Raw genomic sequence first — 17,280 nt, 5'->3', positions numbered from 1 at the left:
ATTCTTGGTCGAAAACAATAGATTAGTGAGGTGCTCTTCTTTTTTCAATCACTTTCGAAGTTGAGAGTGGGGTTATACTTGTATTTTCTAGGTCGTGTTTCAAGTTACTGACTTCTTTATTCAATCACTTAACTGAAAATGTATCGTTAATGGTTATGACCAATATGACTGTTGCCAGCAGGTACTTGTCCCGAAATATCACAGACCAAGGCATCGCTATGTGAGATATTCTGCGGATGAGACGAGCTTTCAACCTGAATAGTAGCATGGTGAATGCCAAGCTCCAGCAGTCTTTTCTCGAGATTGGCAATTAGAGTATTTGACTCATGGATACTCATCTCACCATCGACTACCACGTGACAAGAGAGTGCATTAAGTCCGCTAGTAATACTCCAAACATGTAGGTCATGTACTTTTTGTACTTGGGCGTTTTTGAGTAATTTTTGCTCTACGTCGACTAGTGATATATTGGCGGGTGTCCCTTCCATTAATATATGCACAGAATCACGTACGACACGGTAGCCACTGATTAAAATAAGCACAGCAACGATTACTGATGCCACTGCGTCTGCCCATACCCAACCAAAACCCATCATAAGTAGTGCAGCGATAATCGCAGCCACTGACCCTAATAAATCGCTCAATACGTGCAAATAGGCACTTTGCATATTGAGGTTAACGGGTTCTGTATTATCAGATTTTTGTTCTGAGACTTTGGCATCATCCATGCCATGACTATGGCTGTGTGGCTCGCCACTTTGACTGCCTCGGTGCATTAGCCAAGCGACCAAAATATTGATCAGCATACCGATAGTCGCCACAATAAGCATGCCTTGAGTCGCAATTTCTGGCGGTGAATTAAAGCGTTTAATCGCTTCATAAAAAATCATTAAAGCGATTATGATAAGTGTCGCGCCATTCACCGTAGCAACTAATATTTCAAAACGCTTGTAGCCGAAAGTTTTTTGGTGGGTAGCCGCTTTTTCGCCGATTTTAAATGCGACCAAAGTGGCGCCAAGCGCTATCGCATCGCTTAGCATATGCCCTGCATCAGATAGCAGAGCCAAACTACCGGTAAGCCACCCACCAATGGCTTCGATAAACATATAACCAGTAATGATAATAAAGCTGAACAGCAAGGTGCGCTGATAGCCTTTAGTATCTCGTGCTGTGGTTGTCTGTTCTAGATGCTCATCATGATCGTGATGGCCTTGGTTTTCCTGAGTGTACTTAGACACATCAGTACTATCATGCTGCTGGTTATGATTATGCTCGTCAGAGTTTGGACTATTTGGATTCATAATAATACTCAAATTCGCTGATAGTTACGTTCGATAGATGATACTTACTGATAAGTGATGTTTGCTATGGGTAGAGTAGGCATAGAGCCTTGATCGTATGCCATTTGATCATTATAAAGTTAACATAGCCAAGCATAAGAAGCTGTAACGACGAAGTAAACATAAGACGGATATGAGCAGGAACATAGACGGTTATTGGTTAGATTTTAAGGTAAAACTACCAACCGACAGGATCAATGTCCAAAGTAAGCTTGAGGTATTTAGCACTTGGTAGGGCAAGCACTGGCTGCCACCACTGTCCTAACACATGGTGCAATTGACGACGATCTTTAGCCAATAGCAAAAGCTGACCATGATAGCGGCTATTCTTTTTACTCATGGGCGCATCAATAGGACCGAGAACAGCGAGGTTATGAGCATTAGGCAAGTGCGCAATAGCATCCTTGAGTGCTTGAGTGGTGGCTGCCAATGTTTTGCCTTCACAGCGTATTAAGGCAGCATGTCGATGAGGAGGTAAGCCCATCATTTGACGCTCTTGCAGTAACTCACGTGCAAATGACAAGTAGCCGTCTTTGACCAGTTTTAATAATAACTCGTTATCAGGCTGCAACGTTTGAATCAATACACGGCCAGCTTTGTCACCTCGACCAGCACGGCCTGCCACCTGAATCATGAGCTGTGCGGTATGCTCTGGTGAGCGAAAGTCTGCTGATAAAAATCCGCGATCAGCATTGGGTAAGCAAACCAACGTGACATTAGGGAAATGATGACCTTTGGCGACCATCTGTGTACCGACCAATATGGCAGGGTTGCCTTTATTAATTTGCTCGTAAATATTTTCCCAGCTGTCTTTGCGTCTTGTGGTATCACGGTCTATTTGAATAATCGGATAGAGCTCTTTGCTAGTTTGAGGATTAGCAAAGATTGCGTGTAGATTTTCGCTGAGCCTTGTCGTTCCCATACCTTTGGCATCCAAATTTTGACTACCACAATCAGGGCATACGGTAGGGATATAGGCTTGCCAGTCGCAATGATGGCATTTCAAATAAGAGTTGTTTGAATAACTGTTTCGCTGAGCTTGGCTATTATAGTGAACGGTCAGGTGCGCGTCACAGCGCGGACAGTCAGCTTGCCAGCCACAAGCCTCGCATAAGAGAACAGGCGCATAGCCACGACGATTCAAAAATATTAGTACTTGATCACCGGCCTCTAGCGTTTGCCGTATCGCCCCGATCATGGCATCCGTCAGCCCTGTATCATAGCGCGCACCGTCATCTTGAGCCTGTTGATGGGTACTTTGCAAGCGAGCATCAATCAGCTGCATGGTTGCAGGCTTGGCATTACCTGGACGAGTAAGCAGTTGGTATTCTACTAGTTTGCCATCATCGACCAGTTTTAAATGCTCAAGAGAAGGTGTGGCAGTGCCGAGTATGACAGGGATTTTGTATCGTAATCCTCGATAGAGAGCGACATCAGCGGCATGATAACGTAACGTGTCTTGTTGCTTGTAAGAGCCATCATGCGCCTCATCAACGACAATTAGGCCTAAGTCTGCGAAAGGATATAGCACAGCCGAACGTGTACCGATCACGATTTGTGCATGACCCGTACGGCAGTCTTGCCAACCTTGCAAGCGATGAGTATTGGTCATACCAGAGTGCAATAGCACAATGTGGGCGGCGAACCGACTGGCAAATCTTGCCCGCGTTTGCGGTGTGAGGCCAATCTCTGGTACTAAAATAAGAACCTGTTTGCCAGCCTCTAGTATGGCTTGCATTGCTTGCAGATAAACTTCGGTTTTACCACTACCAGTAATGCCGTTGAGCAAAAAACCAGTATAAGTATCGGACTCATGGGCAGCAATAATAGCGTCGACAGCAAGTTTCTGCTCATCATTAAGATCAAGTGGCATTTTTGCCAATTTAACTGGAGCAGGTGCTTGTTTTGGCTGAATATAGCGCTCGACTAGCCCTTTATCTTCTAGCGTCTTTAAAAAGGCTCGTTGCATACCTTCTAGTAGCAATACATCTTCACTTGCGCCGTGCTGACCATGTAGCTTTAGCATGTCGAACTGCTGCTTTTGTTTCTTGGCATTGGCTCGAAAATCATCATCAGTAATATGAGGCAAAATGCGCCAATGGGTAATCAGCAAGTCTAATGGTTTTCCTTGACGGACAAGGCTTGGTAGGATAACTGCTAACACGTCGCCAAGTGGATAGTGGTAATAGCGTGCTAACCAATAGGCAAGCTTTAGCATGTCCGAGTCCAAAATAGGCTCAGCATCTAGACATTTATTGATGGGTTTGATCTTATTAACAGGTACGTTGCTATCGTCTTGTGAAATATGAGCAATCACAATACCAATCAGAGTCTGACGACCAAACGAAACCTCAACACGGCTGCCAATTTGCGGTATCGCACTGTTTGGCAAAGCAAGCATATCAGCTGGTAGGCTATAGTCAAACACCCGATAAAGGGGAACGGGCAGAGCAACTTGTACCAACATAAACGGCTTCGCAGTCTTATTAGGTGAGTATGAGATCAGAATAATAGAACGGAGACCAATAAGCTTAGCATGATGCTAAGCTTATTGTGATATGACTTATAGGCTGTTGCTAAAATTAGCACTTAATACTAAGCATTCAATATTGTCTTATTCGATATAAAGAATAGACTCAATTTCTACCACGCCACCTTTAGGTAGAGCAGCTACTTGGACGGCAGCGCGGGCAGGATATGGCTCGCTTAGATTGGCGACAAACACTTCGTTCAAGACAGCAAAATCACTCAAGTCAGTCAAAGATACATTGAATTTAACCACGTCATTTAGACTGCCACCAGCTGCTTCACAGATAGCTTTGATGTTTTCAAATACTTGCTCAGCTTGTGCTTTAAAACCTTCTCTTAGTTCCATCGTGTCAGGATCAAAACCAAGCTGACCTGAGATATAAACAGTATTGCCGACTTTTACAGCTTGTGAATAAGTGCCGACCGCTGCAGGTGCTTTATCAGTTTGGATGGTTTGACGAGTCATGGGGTGTCCCTTTTATATTTTATGTGAGTGATTCATGGCTACTAGAATAGCAGTTCTATTTTAGCTATTTGCATCACGACTATATCAGTGATGCAAATCAGCTTATTATAATTGATATAACCGTATAATGTTAGGGAAACCTAGCAGCGAGCGTAGTTCACGAATACCCTGTGCTAAGTGGTTGCGACTACGTACCACGATATGAATAATGGTATCAGTATTGCGAACATCAACGGTTTCAACACCCATATTGAGCTGGCGTAAGTGATAGATAACTTCGCTGATTTGCTCGTCACTAAGCGCAATAGAGAGCTTTAAATAAGCAGGAAAACGAATCTTACCGCTGTTTTTTAAGTCATGCTCGCCGATGTCACCTTGTTTGACTGCATTGTCATTGCGCCAACGTAACTGGATGACCTGATAAGGATTGTCTTTGCGGATATCATCCAGTGAGAAACACTTATGACGATGAACGACCAAACCATGACGCGATAAATGCCCTACGATAGGGTCGCCATATATCGGATGACAGCAATTGGCAAAATCAAGCTCGACGCCAGCAGCATTTGCAATCAGCTGTTGCGGCTGGGTCATGTCGTCGCTATGTACTTTTGCCTGTAGATCGCTCAGCTCATCGCTAAATAAACGTGTCACGACTAGCTGAGGAAGTAGCGTACCTGAGCTTATTTGTTCAAATAACGCATCTTTTTCTGTCAGACCGCGCCATTCAGTCAGGTCTTTCCAATCAGCATCTGTCAAATCATCAAAACTTTTCTGATGCGTTCGGAGCGCACGATCTAATGCTTGCCTGCCATGGTGTTGTTTGTCAGCGACAGACAGATCTTTGAACCAACGTAAAATCTCTTCACGGGCTTTGTTAGTCACTACAAATCCTAACCACTCCGCTTTTGGTTCTGAGTGGCTATTCACTTCTATCTCAACGGATTGTCCATTTTTTACCACGGTGCCAAGCTTTGCAGCTTTACCATCGATATTTGCACCAACGGCAACGTTACCAATCATAGGCCCGACCGCGTAGGCAAAATCTAGCGCGGTTGCCCCTTGAGGAAGCTCGTAAGCACGCCCTTGGGGACTGTAGCAAATGATTTTACTAGAGTGCAGATAATCCATCAGCTCATTAATGGTAGAGACAGCTGCTGAGAAATCAGGACTGTTTTCATTCAGATTGTCTTCATCGACCAAATCTTTCATATTGCGCAATGACGCTTGGATAACCGACTGACTGACATCAGATGCGTGCTCTGCGCCGATGACCCCAAGTCTAGCGGCGCTCTGCATTTGCTTAGTCAATATAGTGACTTTTACTACATCATTATCACGCTCATAGATGAGGGTGAGGGACTGGTTACCACCTGGTAGCGGACGACGAATATTATCCGCAATATGGGTATCATCAATCTGATATTTTTTGATTAAGTAATAGGCCAGTTTGTCACAGGCTTCGATATTGTCGAGGACGATCTCAAACGCGTAGTGACGCAGTAGCGCGTTAATCTCACCACGATTGCGGAAAAATTGACGATATATGACCACGCTATTGTCTAAGACTTTGACCAAACCATTGAGATCCAAATTGTTTAGCACGATACTCAAATAACGATGAATGGACTCTCTTTGAAAGTTTCGTCCAAGCCCATGCTGTAGCAGTTTATCAGACAACTTATTGTACATATCAGAGTCTAAATTGCGATAACACAATACTTCGATATAGTCAGCAATATCATTCAGACCCATTAACCGTGCAAATGGCACATAAAAATCTAAGGTTTCTTGAGCTGTGGTGCGCTGCTTCTCAGGACGTACCGCGTCAAGCGTAGACATATTATGTAGACGGTCAGCAAGCTTGATAATAAGTACACGCGGATCAGCAAGGGTAGCGGTCAAAATTTTATGAAAGGTGGCCGCTTTATTTTGCTGCTTGTTATGTGAAGATGACTTTAGCTTGGTCACACCATCGACCAGTCTTGATACAATTTCGCCATAACGCTGCTTGATTTGCTCATCACTGACTTCGGTGTCTTCGACCGTATCATGCAAAATTGCTGCAATGATGGTATCTCGATCTAAGCGAAAGCCCGCTAATATCTCAGCGACAGCGATTGGATGCGTGATATAAGGTTCCCCTGATTTGCGCTTGTCTTTAATGTGCGCAATATCTCCGAACTCACAAGCATCAACAATATCACGGCGCTCAGCAGCAGTGAGATAACCTACCGAACGTAGTAAATTATATTGAGCATCATCGACGAGGTGATGACTGAGTTTGGGTAGGGTTTGACTCATAAAATAATGATCCTATTTTCCATGACCTACTTGTTGGGCCACTTACCGAAGCAAATGGAGGCTAAATAATGACCTACCATACAAAACTTAAGGATGAGTACGCCATTCTCTAATTAATCGCAAATCGCTTTCAATGTCAACTGATAAGCGTGTGGGCGATGAAAAAATTTCACTCAGTGGTCTATTTTGGGGATAAATGGTGACCAAAATAGCCAATACATTATTATTACAACCAAAAAACCACAGCCTATGCTGTGGTCTCTATAGTTGATCAAGATGTGTATTTATTTTATAAAAACACTATTGGCTCTATAAAATACATCTTATCAAAACAGCCTATTAGAAGCTGTGGTCGCCTGACAATGCTAAATCTAATGAGCTAGTAGCAAAATTATGCTCTGGCTGATTCAGGATGTCGCGTGTGATTTTGCCAGCGGCAATTTCACGTAATGCCAATACTGTAGGCTTGTCGTTATCAACGTCAACCAACGGCTCGGCAATACCTTTGGCCAATTGACGGGCGCGTTTGCTTGCGACCAAAATTAGCTCAAAGCGATTATCAACATTATCCAAACAATCTTCAATCGTCACTCGTGCCATAAATAGCTACCTCGGTTGTTTTTATTAGTAACGGACCTTGCCCGCCACTCAATAAAAATAATATCAAAAATATAAAGGGGGATAGCTAAATATTATAGCATTTTTTGCCAAGTCGCGTAGTTGCTTTTTATATCTACTTACGAGATTAGCTGCTTGTGCGTAGTTTACTCTTCTACCTGAGTGTTTAGCAAGTTGCTAATCGTACGATGATAGCGCTGCTGCTGACGACCAAGTGTCTGCCTGTCGGCCACGATGATGGCTTTTAGCTCAGCTAAGGCTACATCAAAATTATCATTGATTACTACATAGTCAGCATTCACATATTGTGCCATTTCGGTGACCGCGCCAGCTAGACGGCGCTCTATAACTTCTACAGAATCCTGCGCGCGGGTTGAGAGACGTTGACGTAATGTCGCAATGCTGGGTGGTAGAATAAAAACCATAATGGCATCGGGAAAGATATTTCTAATTTGCGTTGCGCCTTGCCAGTCAATCTCCAAAATAACGTCAATACCCGCCGCTAGCTGAGTACGTACACTTTCCTCTGACGTGCCGTAATAGTTACCAAATACTTCAGCATGCTCTAGAAATAGACCCGCATTGATACCATTGGTAAAACTATCGGTATCTGTGAAATGATAGTGCTGACCATCAATCTCGCCTGGACGCGGTGCGCGAGTAGTATGAGAGACGCTGACAGTCAAGTCATTGGTGGTTGCAAGCAACTGCTTGACCAATGAGGTCTTGCCAGTACCCGAAGCGGCAGTAACGATGAATAATGAACCTGTCATACAATGTATCCTAATAGAAGGTGTCTTGGTAACTTGTAAAATGTATTGTAATAAATGCGTGTTGATAAAAAATTAAGTAGTGGCTCAGTCAAAAACAAAGACTGGAAAAAATAAAAAACGCCATCATGTATGGCGATAGAAATTATAATAGATGCATTATTATAAACTGCTTTTATACAAGTTAAAGCTGGTTTTGCAATATGTCGTAAGTATGCTGAGGTTTGCCTACAAAATATTGCTATGAGCAGACAGCTATTTTAGAGAGCGATAAAAGCAAATTATGCTAAAGTAGAGCATTGATTTCGCCCCAACTTTTGAATAAAAAATTCAAAAATACGTTTTAACTATAAATTATCCAATGATAGGCCTTTTTATGCAAATTTATCTTGCCAATCCCCGTGGATTTTGTGCTGGTGTGGACCGTGCAATTGCGATTGTTAATGAAGCATTGACACGTTTCGAGCCGCCCATTTATGTCCGTCATGAAGTTGTGCATAATAAGTTTGTGGTGTCAGACTTGGCCAATCGTGGTGCGGTATTCGTTGAAGAGCTTCACGAAGTGCCAGATGGCTCTATCGTTATTTTCTCCGCTCATGGGGTCTCCAAAGCGGTTGAAGATGAGGCTGACCGCCGTGATATTACAGTATTTGATGCGACATGCCCATTGGTGACTAAAGTACATATTGAAGTGGCAAAGTTTGCGCAAGATGGGATGGATGCAGTGTTGATAGGACATGCAGGGCATCCGGAAGTCGAAGGTACTATGGGGCGTTTCAATCGTCGCCATGGTGGGCAGATTCATCTGGTCGAAGATGAGAGTGATGTGGCTGCATTGACTGTACAAGATGCCGAACGTTTGGCATTTGTGACTCAGACAACCTTATCGATGGATGATACTGCTCGCGTTATCGATGCGCTGCGTGAAAAATTCCCTAGTATCCAAGGCCCTCGCAAAGATGACATTTGCTATGCTACTCAAAACCGCCAAGATGCGGTAAAAGATTTGGCCAGTCGCTGTGAAGTGGTCTTGGTAGTTGGTTCGCCAAACTCATCAAACTCCAATCGCTTGCGAGAGCTGGCTGAGCGTATGAATTGCCGAGCGTATTTAATCGATAATGCCAGTGAGATGGACAAGCGTTGGTTAGATGGTGTGCAGAGTATAGGCGTGACCGCTGGTGCATCTGCGCCCGAAGTGTTGATCCAAGAAGTATTGCAACAGCTGCAAGACTGGGGTGGTGATCTGCCTAGTGAGCTATCTGGTATTGAGGAAAACGTAACGTTTAGTCTGCCAAAAGCGTTGCGGATTCCTGTTACTCAGGTTGGTAAGTAATTAGTGTTTGTATTTGTATGAACCATCATTGATATGGATAAGGTCGCATGAAAGAACCAAAAGCCAGATTTGTATTGGCAAAGGCCACGCTCGCTGAAGTCAACAAGCAACTAAAGCTCAATATGCTAGTGATGGCAGCAGTAGTTTTTGTATTGTTTATGAATATAATGAAGTTTATGGCAGAAAAAAGCTTTTTCTACGCGATGCTCGCAGTAGTAATGATCTGTTTGTTATTCTTCATACAAAAAGCTCGCCGTATTCTCACGCTAAGAAAACAAGAACTTATCCATAAGTAGAAAGTACAAGCATAAATAAAAAATACAGATGAAAGTGCCAAATATAGGATAGCTATGACTGCTTATTACAAATTTATCAAACGAGAGTTACAAGAAGACGGTGTCAGTGTGGCGCATTATCAGCCAACCAAGCATGCACAAGGTGCTTGGAATGAGCATGAGCAGCACATGGCGCCAGCAACAGGCCTATTAACAGCCGAGATTAACAGCTTCGCGCCACAACCTAATACTCGTATCGCACGTGTGAGCCTCGATATCTTGGGTCTAATACCGCTTGACGATTTTACTATCACTACTCGCTGTATCCGACCGGGTAAGACTATTGAGCTGGTCGAAGCGGTCATGAGTAGCCGCGGCCGCGATGCTATCATTGCAAGAGCGTGGCGACTAATTACTCAAGATACCAGCGAGATTGCTGGACTTGAAGATCAACCAGCAGAATACAAACCTGAAGAGTTGCCAGTTTGGGAAGGTATGAAAGGCTGGCCGGGCGGCTTTATTGAAAGCGTACGTCTAGTAGCGACAGAAGACCGTCGTTCTGGTCGCGGTATGGTATGGATTACCAATGATCTAGACATGGTAGAAGGCGAGGCGACTGATGACTTGGTGCATCTGTTAGGTATGGTTGATACTGCCAATGGTGTTGTACCAAGATTGGGTCTTGGTTTGTCTAAGTTAGAGTGGATGTTTCCCAATACTGATTTGCAAATCCATATGCATCGCTCGCCAAAAGGTCGCTGGCTCGGTATCGAGGCTGTACAACAATATGGCGATGATGGTATCGGATTGACCAGTGCGGTATTGCACGATGTATACGGCCCTTTTGGTCGTAGTGAGCAAATCCTTACTATTCGTCCGATGCCACGCTAAAAGGCTAAGAGTCAGCCAGCTTATAGTTTTGTAAAATAAAATAATACGTTGCAATCAATTAATTATACAAATAATAGAGAAATGGTTTTAATAGTAGCTAACAAGATAATATTACTAACAAGCCGATGTTAATCGACATAGAGGTTACTATGAAAACTCATACTCAATTTTCAAAAAAGCTGACGACTCTCTGGGATATATTGATAGAAGCATATTCAGAATAGTTGCTGTTATTTGCGCGTTGATTATTATATCAGAAAATAACTGAGCAATTAAATGACGAAGCAAGTGAATAACTGAGTAAGTAAATAACTGATACCAGAGCACCGCCTTGATGAACAAGCGCGGTGTTTTTTATTGAATAAAGATTTTGAGCTTGAATTTTTTCTCAATGCCCCTATTAGTATAGACAGTTTAACGGTATTGCATACGGTAAGTTCTCTAACATTATGAGAACGGCTTTAGTGAGTATATCGTTATCTGATAATAGGTCTTTCATAGAATTTAAAGGAGTTTTTATGAGTGAAGCAACTCAAGCTGAAGGTCTGAATCCAGAATTAAAAAAACATACGTTTGAAGCGGAAGTGGCGCAGTTACTGCATTTGGTAACGCATTCACTATATTCTAACGCTGATATTTTTGTCCGCGAGTTGGTATCTAATGCGTCGGATGCTTGTGATAAGTTGCGCTTTGAAGGCACAAATGATGATAGCCTTTATGAAGATGATGGCGAATTAAAAATCCGCATCGCTGTTGACGAAGCCGCCAAAACCATTACCTTTACCGACAATGGTATTGGTATGAATGAAGCCGATGCAATCGAAAACCTAGGTACAATTGCTAAATCAGGCACCAAAGCGTTTTTAGACAAATTGTCTGAATCACAAAAACAAGATGGTCAATTGATTGGTCAGTTCGGTGTTGGTTTTTACTCAGGTTTTATCGTCGCTGACACCATCAGTGTTGAATCACGCAAAGCAGGTGAGCCTGCGGATAAAGGCGTGCGCTGGGTATCAGATGGCACAGGTAGCTTTACTGTTGAGCCTATTACCAAAGAAATGCGCGGTACGGCGATTACTTTGCATCTAAAAGAAGAATATAGCGAGGGCGAAGATAATTACTTGGATCGCAGCAAAATTAAGCGCCTGGTTAATAAATACTCTGACCATATCAGCTTGCCGATTCAGATGCGTAAAGAGATCTGGCAAGAAGATGTAAAAGAAGACGAGAACGATGACACACCTGCTGGTGGCCAGATGGTACTCACTGATGAGTGGGAAACAATCAACAAAGCCAGTGCACTATGGACTCGCTCAAGCTCTGAAATTGAAGACGATGAATATGTCGATTTTTATAAAAATATCTCTTATGACATGGATGCGCCGCTTACTTGGACGCATAACCGTGTAGAGGGTCGCGTACAGTATACGCAGCTACTATATATCCCTAAAAAAGCGCCAGTTGATCTATACACTCGTGAGCAGCAGCATGGTCTAAAGCTGTATGTGAAGCGCGTCTTTATCATGGACGAAGCTGAGCAATTGCTACCGATGTATTTGCGTTTTGTGAAAGGGGTAATCGATTCAGCAGACCTGCCATTGAACGTGAGCCGTGAGCTCCTACAAGAGTCACGTGATGTAAAATCTATTCGTGATGGTAACGCTCGCCGTATCTTGACCTTACTCGCAAGCCTTGCGAATAGCGAAGACAGTGACAAGCAAGAGAAGTTTGCTCAGTTCTATGCAGAGTTTGGTGATGTCATCAAAGAAGGCCTAGGCGAAGACGCAGGCAACCAAGAGCGTATTGCCAAGCTATTGCGTTATGCCACTAGCACCCAAGACGGTCTGGTGACAAGCTTTGAAGATTATAAAGGCCGTATGAAAGATGGCCAAAAAGCCATCTATTACCTCACCGCTGATAACCTAGCCGCTGCGAAAAACAGCCCGCAACTTGAATTATTCAAGAAAAAAGGCATCGAAGTTATCTTGATGACCAGCCGTGTTGATGAATGGGCAATGAACTTCTTGACCTCATTCGATGAGACACCGCTGCAAAACATCGCCAAAGGCGCCGTAGATTTAGGCGACTTGCAAGATGAAGCAGAAAAAGCGGAAGCGGATAAAGCCCAAGAAACGCTAAAGCCTGTTGTTGATAAGCTAAAAGCTGCGTTGGGCGAGCGTGCTAAAGACGTCAAAGTATCTACTCGTTTGGTTGATAGTCCAGCTTGCTTGGTTGTAGGTGAAGGTGAGCTATCACCACAAATGATTCAGATGCTACAACAAATGGGTCAGGATGTACCAGCAAGTAAGCCAACGCTAGAAGTAAACCCTGATCATCCACTCATCAAGAAGCTTGAGAGCAGTGAGCAGTTTGATGATTTGGCACAGGTGATCTTTGATCAAGCATTATTGGCAGATGGCGGTCAGCTAGACGATCCAGCCGCTTACCTAAAACGCGTCAATGAGCTATTGATGAGATAATGTTTAGTAATTAGCAAAAAAGGGAGGCTTTATATAAGAGGCCTCCTTTTTTATTTGAATTTTTGGCAAAATTTGAGTGAATTTTACAAATCAGCCTTATCCTCTTAACCGACAATCCGTTACAATCGCGATAGATTAGCGAGCTAAAATATTAAGCAGTGCTGGTCATCTTCTATAATCACTCCATCGTGAATTCAATATAAATCGATGTCTGCACGCTGTACAAAAAATCGTTAATTGATTGCACCGCGCGGCTGTTACATTAAGATAATTATCATTGAGTCATTTTATTTTTCTCGACTGGCTAGAGGTCTAAGTCTTTGTCACTTACGTCGTTAAAAACCGTCTCGCTTCAGCGTTTTTCGCTCAATTTCGCTGCCAATATTATTGCAACCTTGTGGATGCTAGTGGGCTCAACACGGGCTTTTTCTTGGGTTAAACCCACTTTTGTACAGTTTGCCGTATTTGCACTATTGGCGCTTGGTAGTAATGTCTTATTTTCATGGTTAGCTGCTGAAAGTGGCAGCATATTCAATGAGCAAGGATTGGTCAGTTATTTAATCTGGCCGATGATTATTTTGCTTGGTGGTATCATTTTGGCTCGGCGAGCCAGCAACCAAGCATTGGTATTTGTACCAGTAGTACTGTGGTTGGTTGCTGATACATTATCAGCCCTATTACAGAGTTTGGTGCAGTTTTTTGGTAGCTATGGTTGGTTGCCAAATTGGAGTTATTCGTTCTTACCAGTACTGTTTTTAGTATTGTTCTTATGGCAGACGCTAGCTCTATTGTGGATTTTCTCCCGTCGTCTGCGTATACCATGGTGGGAGCGAATCATTGTATTGGTTGGCGCGGTAGCGTTGCTAACCATTTGGCAGCGTAATGTCGCAGATCAGCCAATTTTTAAGCAAATACCTGTAGAGCCTGTATTAGAAGAGGCGGCATTGTATCAGCAGCCACGTCTATTACAGCAAGCATTGGATAGTATAGATCCAAGTATCGATGGCAAAACCGACTGGTACTTTATGGGAGTCGCAGGATTCTCTGATCAAAACGTCTTTCGCTCTGAGATTAACAAGGTGCGCGAGCTGTTTGATGTACGCTTTGGTACTAGCGGCCATTCACTATCGCTGATCAATAATACTTATAGCTGGCTCGATGAACCAATTGCTACTAAGACTAGCATTTTGCGCGGCCTAAAGAAAATTGGTCAGCAGATGAACCCTGATGAAGACGTGTTGTTTCTAACGTTATCCTCACATGGTAATCAGGATATCGTCCAGTTGGCAAATCCACCGCTTGCGATGGACAATTTAGATGCCACCTGGTTGCGTGAGGCGCTAGATGCATCGGGTGTTCGCTGGCGTGTGATCGTGGTGTCTGCCTGCTACTCAGGTTCGTTTATTGACGAATTGGCATCGCCAACCACAGTAGTGATTACTGCATCAGCCGCTGACAAAGCATCATTTGGCTGCACGAATACAGCTGAGATGACCTATTTTGGTCAAGCGTTTTTTGCTGAAAGCCTACGAGGGAATACCAGTTTTGAGTCGGCTTTTAAGGATGCCAGTATACGGGTCAATGAGCGTGAGAGCGCCATGGGCTTTGAGCCATCAGAGCCGCAAATGGTCATTGGTAGCTTAATGGAGACAGCATTACCTGCATTTGAACAAGTATTGTTTGATAAGGCGCGCCCATCCGTTGCTAGTATTACAAATAATGCTACTTCTACAACAGTTAATATTCTACCTGACAGCGCTACTAATCTGTCGGTAGACGAAGTAGAGATAGCTGCTGAATAGCTAAATAAATATAAAGTATGATTTGGCATTTTATAAATGCCAATATTAGATTTACTATTAGATGATGAGCATTTATTAAACATCGTCATTGGTTCTATTTTGAATAAAAGGATATCACTCATGCAAAATTCCTATAGTCATAGTTTATCTACCAATAAGCAGCTTACCCAAAAAAGTGTGAATCGCTGTTTTAATGGTGAGCAGCATTATTATAGTCACGAGTCGACGTCTACCAAAACCTCTATGACGTTTAGTATTTATCTACCTGATGAAGCCTTGGCTGGACGACGTTGTCCTGCGATATTGTACCTATCAGGTTTGACATGCAATGCTGATAATGTCACTCATAAAGCGCATTTTCAGCAAAAATGCAGTGAGCTTGGTATGATACTTATCGCACCTGATACTTCGCCTAGAAGTAGTGAAGACAGCGATGTACCAAACGACGAGCGCTATTTTGTCGGTCAAGGTGCTAGCTATTATGTTGACGCGACCCAAGCGCCGTGGTCAGACAATTTTAATATGCAAAGCTATATTGTCGATGAGTTATATGACTTACTACGTTCAGAGTTTCCCATTCACAGCATCGGTGTCACAGGACACTCAATGGGTGGTCATGGCGCGTTATTGCTAGGGTTTAAGTTCCCGAGTAAGTTTGTCAGCGTATCGGCTTTATCGCCAGTGTGTGCGGCCAGTGAGTCTGCATGGGGGCAAGCTGCCTACACAGAGTATTTCGGTGATGATAAGTCTCTATGGGCACAAGCGGACGCCTCACAAATGATTGAAAAGGTCGGTCAGCAGTATTCGAGCATTTTGGTTGATCAAGGCGCGGCTGATAACTTCTTAGCAGAAGGTCAGCTACAGACTTCTAAACTACAAGACGCTTGTGCAAAAGCCAAACAGCCCTTAACATTACGTTATCAAGCGGGGCATGACCACAGCTATTATTTTATCCAAACGGTGATTAATGATCATATCGAACATCATTGGCATATGGCTCAAATGAGCTAAGATGCCCTGCAGATGACCGTGATACATTTTTCGCTATTCCATTCATGCTCAACAGGTAATTTTTATGGCAAGTTATCAAGATTTGACAGCTTCTAATCCAAAGAATAAGTCAGCAGATGCGAGCTCTACAAAAGCGACTATGCAGGCTGATATGGATGCTGCTCTACAAAAAAAACAACGTAGCAATGATTATAGTGATGAAGTTTCTCAAGTTAAGTCAGACGAGCTGATTGCAAAAACCGTCAACGACGCTGGCGATAGAGTACTTGATGATGTGCAAATATCTCGCGTGATAGAGATGGCATGGGAAGATAGAACGCCATTTGGGGCTATAGAACATAGCTATGGTCTCGATGAGACTGGGGTTATCAAACTCATGCGCCAAGAGCTAAAGCCGTCATCTTTTCGCTTATGGCGTCAAAGAGTGAGCAATCGCGCCACCAAACATGAGGCAAAGCGCTCTTTCGAAGTTGGCCGTGCTTATTGCAAAACTCAATATAAGCAGCGCTAAACCATTAAGTATTTAACATCATTATATAAAAGGCTCTCAGCATATGTGAGCCGCTTGAAATTTTCTTTTTAATCTATCCATATCTTATATAAACATGAATTAGGTAGCTCAATTATGAACAGTCCTGCTAAACCTTATCTTATTGCACCATCGATACTCTCAGCTGATTTCGCGCGGTTGGGCGAAGAAGTGGAGAAGGTAATAGAATCGGGTGCCGATGTGATTCATTTTGATGTAATGGACAATCATTACGTACCCAATTTGACGTTTGGTAGCATGATTTGTAAGGCATTGCGGGACTATGGTGTTGAAGCGCCAATTGATGTGCATCTGATGGTTTCACCTGTCGATAGCATGATTGAGCAGTTCTTGGAAGCGGGTGCTAGTATCATTACCTTTCATCCTGAAGCCAGCGCTCATATCGATCGCTCACTTCAACTGATTAAAGATGGCGGTGCAGAGTGTGGCTTGGTATTAAACCCAGCGACCCCGCTGCATTATCTTGATTATGTCATGGATAAAGTAGATCAGATTTTATTAATGAGTGTGAACCCAGGCTATGGTGGACAGTCGTTTATCGATAGTACTTTAGATAAAGTCCGTCAGGTACGTCAGCGTATTATTACTAGTGGCCGAGATATTCGATTGGAAGTTGATGGCGGTATCAAAGCCAGTAATATACGTGCGATTGCTGAAGCGGGTGCTGATATGTTCGTTGCGGGTTCTGCGATTTTTAATCAAGAAGATTATAAAGCGGCTATTGATGAGATGCGCGCAGAGTTGCTATTAGCCAACAACAGCTAGCGAGCGTTATATGGTTAATAAACGCTATTAGCCATACAATAACAATATTAGAATGTGCTGTATAACTTATGACTATATAGTTAATACTCCATAAAAGAGCTACAGCGTTAACCTCGCTTGAAGTATCACGTATACATCTGCACTCA

The 17,280-nt window shown here is 43.2% G+C and carries 14 protein-coding genes; 8 read left to right on the top strand and 6 right to left on the bottom strand.

Annotated features, from left to right (window positions below; translation table 11 throughout):
* Positions 1 to 146: 146 nt before the first annotated feature.
* The 6 genes from I3249_RS11530 to gmk form a co-directional block, all read right to left on the bottom strand.
* The gene (locus I3249_RS11530; RefSeq protein ID WP_238070055.1) at positions 147 to 1,301 is read right to left on the bottom strand and encodes a cation diffusion facilitator family transporter; all 1,155 of its coding nucleotides are present in this window, start codon (positions 1,299 to 1,301) and stop codon (positions 147 to 149) included.
* Positions 1,302 to 1,518: 217 nt separating this feature from the next.
* On the bottom strand, positions 1,519 to 3,807 hold the full coding sequence (locus I3249_RS11525; RefSeq protein WP_238070054.1) for a primosomal protein N': 2,289 nt from the start codon (positions 3,805 to 3,807) through the stop codon (positions 1,519 to 1,521).
* A gap of 147 nt (positions 3,808 to 3,954) precedes the next feature.
* Positions 3,955 to 4,335, bottom strand: coding sequence for a RidA family protein (locus tag I3249_RS11520; protein ID WP_057761400.1), 381 nt, complete (start codon positions 4,333 to 4,335; stop codon positions 3,955 to 3,957).
* A 105-nt stretch (positions 4,336 to 4,440) separates the two neighbouring features.
* The gene (locus tag I3249_RS11515; RefSeq protein WP_238070053.1) at positions 4,441 to 6,639 is read right to left on the bottom strand and encodes an HD domain-containing protein; all 2,199 of its coding nucleotides are present in this window, start codon (positions 6,637 to 6,639) and stop codon (positions 4,441 to 4,443) included.
* 339 nt (positions 6,640 to 6,978) lie between these two features.
* Positions 6,979 to 7,239, bottom strand: a complete 261-nt coding sequence (gene rpoZ / locus I3249_RS11510) for a DNA-directed RNA polymerase subunit omega (protein WP_057761396.1) — start codon at positions 7,237 to 7,239, stop codon at positions 6,979 to 6,981.
* A gap of 164 nt (positions 7,240 to 7,403) precedes the next feature.
* Positions 7,404 to 8,030: a guanylate kinase gene (gene gmk / locus I3249_RS11505; RefSeq protein WP_102091897.1), complete on the bottom strand. Its 627-nt coding sequence runs from the start codon at positions 8,028 to 8,030 to the stop codon at positions 7,404 to 7,406.
* Between the two features lie 373 nt (positions 8,031 to 8,403).
* On the opposite strand from gmk, the gene ispH reads away from it, so the two are divergent.
* From ispH to rpe, 8 genes are all read left to right on the top strand, one after another.
* Positions 8,404 to 9,360: a 4-hydroxy-3-methylbut-2-enyl diphosphate reductase gene (gene ispH / locus I3249_RS11500; RefSeq protein ID WP_238070052.1), complete on the top strand. Its 957-nt coding sequence runs from the start codon at positions 8,404 to 8,406 to the stop codon at positions 9,358 to 9,360.
* Between the two features lie 47 nt (positions 9,361 to 9,407).
* Entirely contained in the window at positions 9,408 to 9,656 is a 249-nt protein-coding gene (locus I3249_RS11495) for a hypothetical protein (RefSeq protein WP_238070051.1), read from the top strand.
* Between the two features lie 54 nt (positions 9,657 to 9,710).
* Positions 9,711 to 10,526 carry a thioesterase family protein gene (locus I3249_RS11490; RefSeq protein ID WP_238070050.1) on the top strand — a complete coding sequence of 272 codons (816 nt, stop codon included), beginning with the start codon at positions 9,711 to 9,713 and terminating at the stop codon, positions 10,524 to 10,526.
* A 518-nt stretch (positions 10,527 to 11,044) separates the two neighbouring features.
* Complete coding sequence (gene htpG, locus I3249_RS11485; protein WP_238070049.1) at positions 11,045 to 13,006, top strand: molecular chaperone HtpG; 1,962 nt, start codon at positions 11,045 to 11,047, stop codon at positions 13,004 to 13,006.
* A 320-nt stretch (positions 13,007 to 13,326) separates the two neighbouring features.
* Complete coding sequence (locus I3249_RS11480; RefSeq protein WP_238070048.1) at positions 13,327 to 14,808, top strand: C13 family peptidase; 1,482 nt, start codon at positions 13,327 to 13,329, stop codon at positions 14,806 to 14,808.
* A gap of 120 nt (positions 14,809 to 14,928) precedes the next feature.
* Positions 14,929 to 15,819, top strand: a complete 891-nt coding sequence (fghA, locus tag I3249_RS11475) for an S-formylglutathione hydrolase (RefSeq protein ID WP_238070047.1) — start codon at positions 14,929 to 14,931, stop codon at positions 15,817 to 15,819.
* Positions 15,820 to 16,045: 226 nt separating this feature from the next.
* Positions 16,046 to 16,330, top strand: a complete 285-nt coding sequence (locus tag I3249_RS13140; RefSeq protein WP_257019949.1) for a TIGR03643 family protein — start codon at positions 16,046 to 16,048, stop codon at positions 16,328 to 16,330.
* A 114-nt stretch (positions 16,331 to 16,444) separates the two neighbouring features.
* Positions 16,445 to 17,134: a ribulose-phosphate 3-epimerase gene (gene rpe, locus I3249_RS11465; protein ID WP_201579214.1), complete on the top strand. Its 690-nt coding sequence runs from the start codon at positions 16,445 to 16,447 to the stop codon at positions 17,132 to 17,134.
* Positions 17,135 to 17,280 lie beyond the last annotated feature (146 nt).

Source organism: Psychrobacter sp. Ps1, from assembly GCF_022129425.1.
GTDB lineage: Bacteria > Pseudomonadota > Gammaproteobacteria > Pseudomonadales > Moraxellaceae > Psychrobacter.
This window is presented reverse-complemented; position numbering and strand designations above follow the sequence as displayed.

What these genes read in the sequence shown, in the direction of transcription:
- I3249_RS11530 (WP_238070055.1), bottom strand. Translation starts at nt 1,301, where the DNA reads ATGAATCCAAATAGTCCAAACTCTGACGAGCATAATCATAACCAGCAG.
- I3249_RS11525 (WP_238070054.1), bottom strand. Translation starts at nt 3,807, where the DNA reads ATGTTGGTACAAGTTGCTCTGCCCGTTCCCCTTTATCGGGTGTTTGAC.
- I3249_RS11520 (WP_057761400.1), bottom strand. Translation starts at nt 4,335, where the DNA reads ATGACTCGTCAAACCATCCAAACTGATAAAGCACCTGCAGCGGTCGGC.
- I3249_RS11515 (WP_238070053.1), bottom strand. Translation starts at nt 6,639, where the DNA reads ATGAGTCAAACCCTACCCAAACTCAGTCATCACCTCGTCGATGATGCT.
- rpoZ (WP_057761396.1), bottom strand. Translation starts at nt 7,239, where the DNA reads ATGGCACGAGTGACGATTGAAGATTGTTTGGATAATGTTGATAATCGC.
- gmk (WP_102091897.1), bottom strand. Translation starts at nt 8,030, where the DNA reads ATGACAGGTTCATTATTCATCGTTACTGCCGCTTCGGGTACTGGCAAG.
- ispH (WP_238070052.1), top strand. Translation starts at nt 8,404, where the DNA reads ATGCAAATTTATCTTGCCAATCCCCGTGGATTTTGTGCTGGTGTGGAC.
- I3249_RS11495 (WP_238070051.1), top strand. Translation starts at nt 9,408, where the DNA reads ATGAAAGAACCAAAAGCCAGATTTGTATTGGCAAAGGCCACGCTCGCT.
- I3249_RS11490 (WP_238070050.1), top strand. Translation starts at nt 9,711, where the DNA reads ATGACTGCTTATTACAAATTTATCAAACGAGAGTTACAAGAAGACGGT.
- htpG (WP_238070049.1), top strand. Translation starts at nt 11,045, where the DNA reads ATGAGTGAAGCAACTCAAGCTGAAGGTCTGAATCCAGAATTAAAAAAA.
- fghA (WP_238070047.1), top strand. Translation starts at nt 14,929, where the DNA reads ATGCAAAATTCCTATAGTCATAGTTTATCTACCAATAAGCAGCTTACC.
- rpe (WP_201579214.1), top strand. Translation starts at nt 16,445, where the DNA reads ATGAACAGTCCTGCTAAACCTTATCTTATTGCACCATCGATACTCTCA.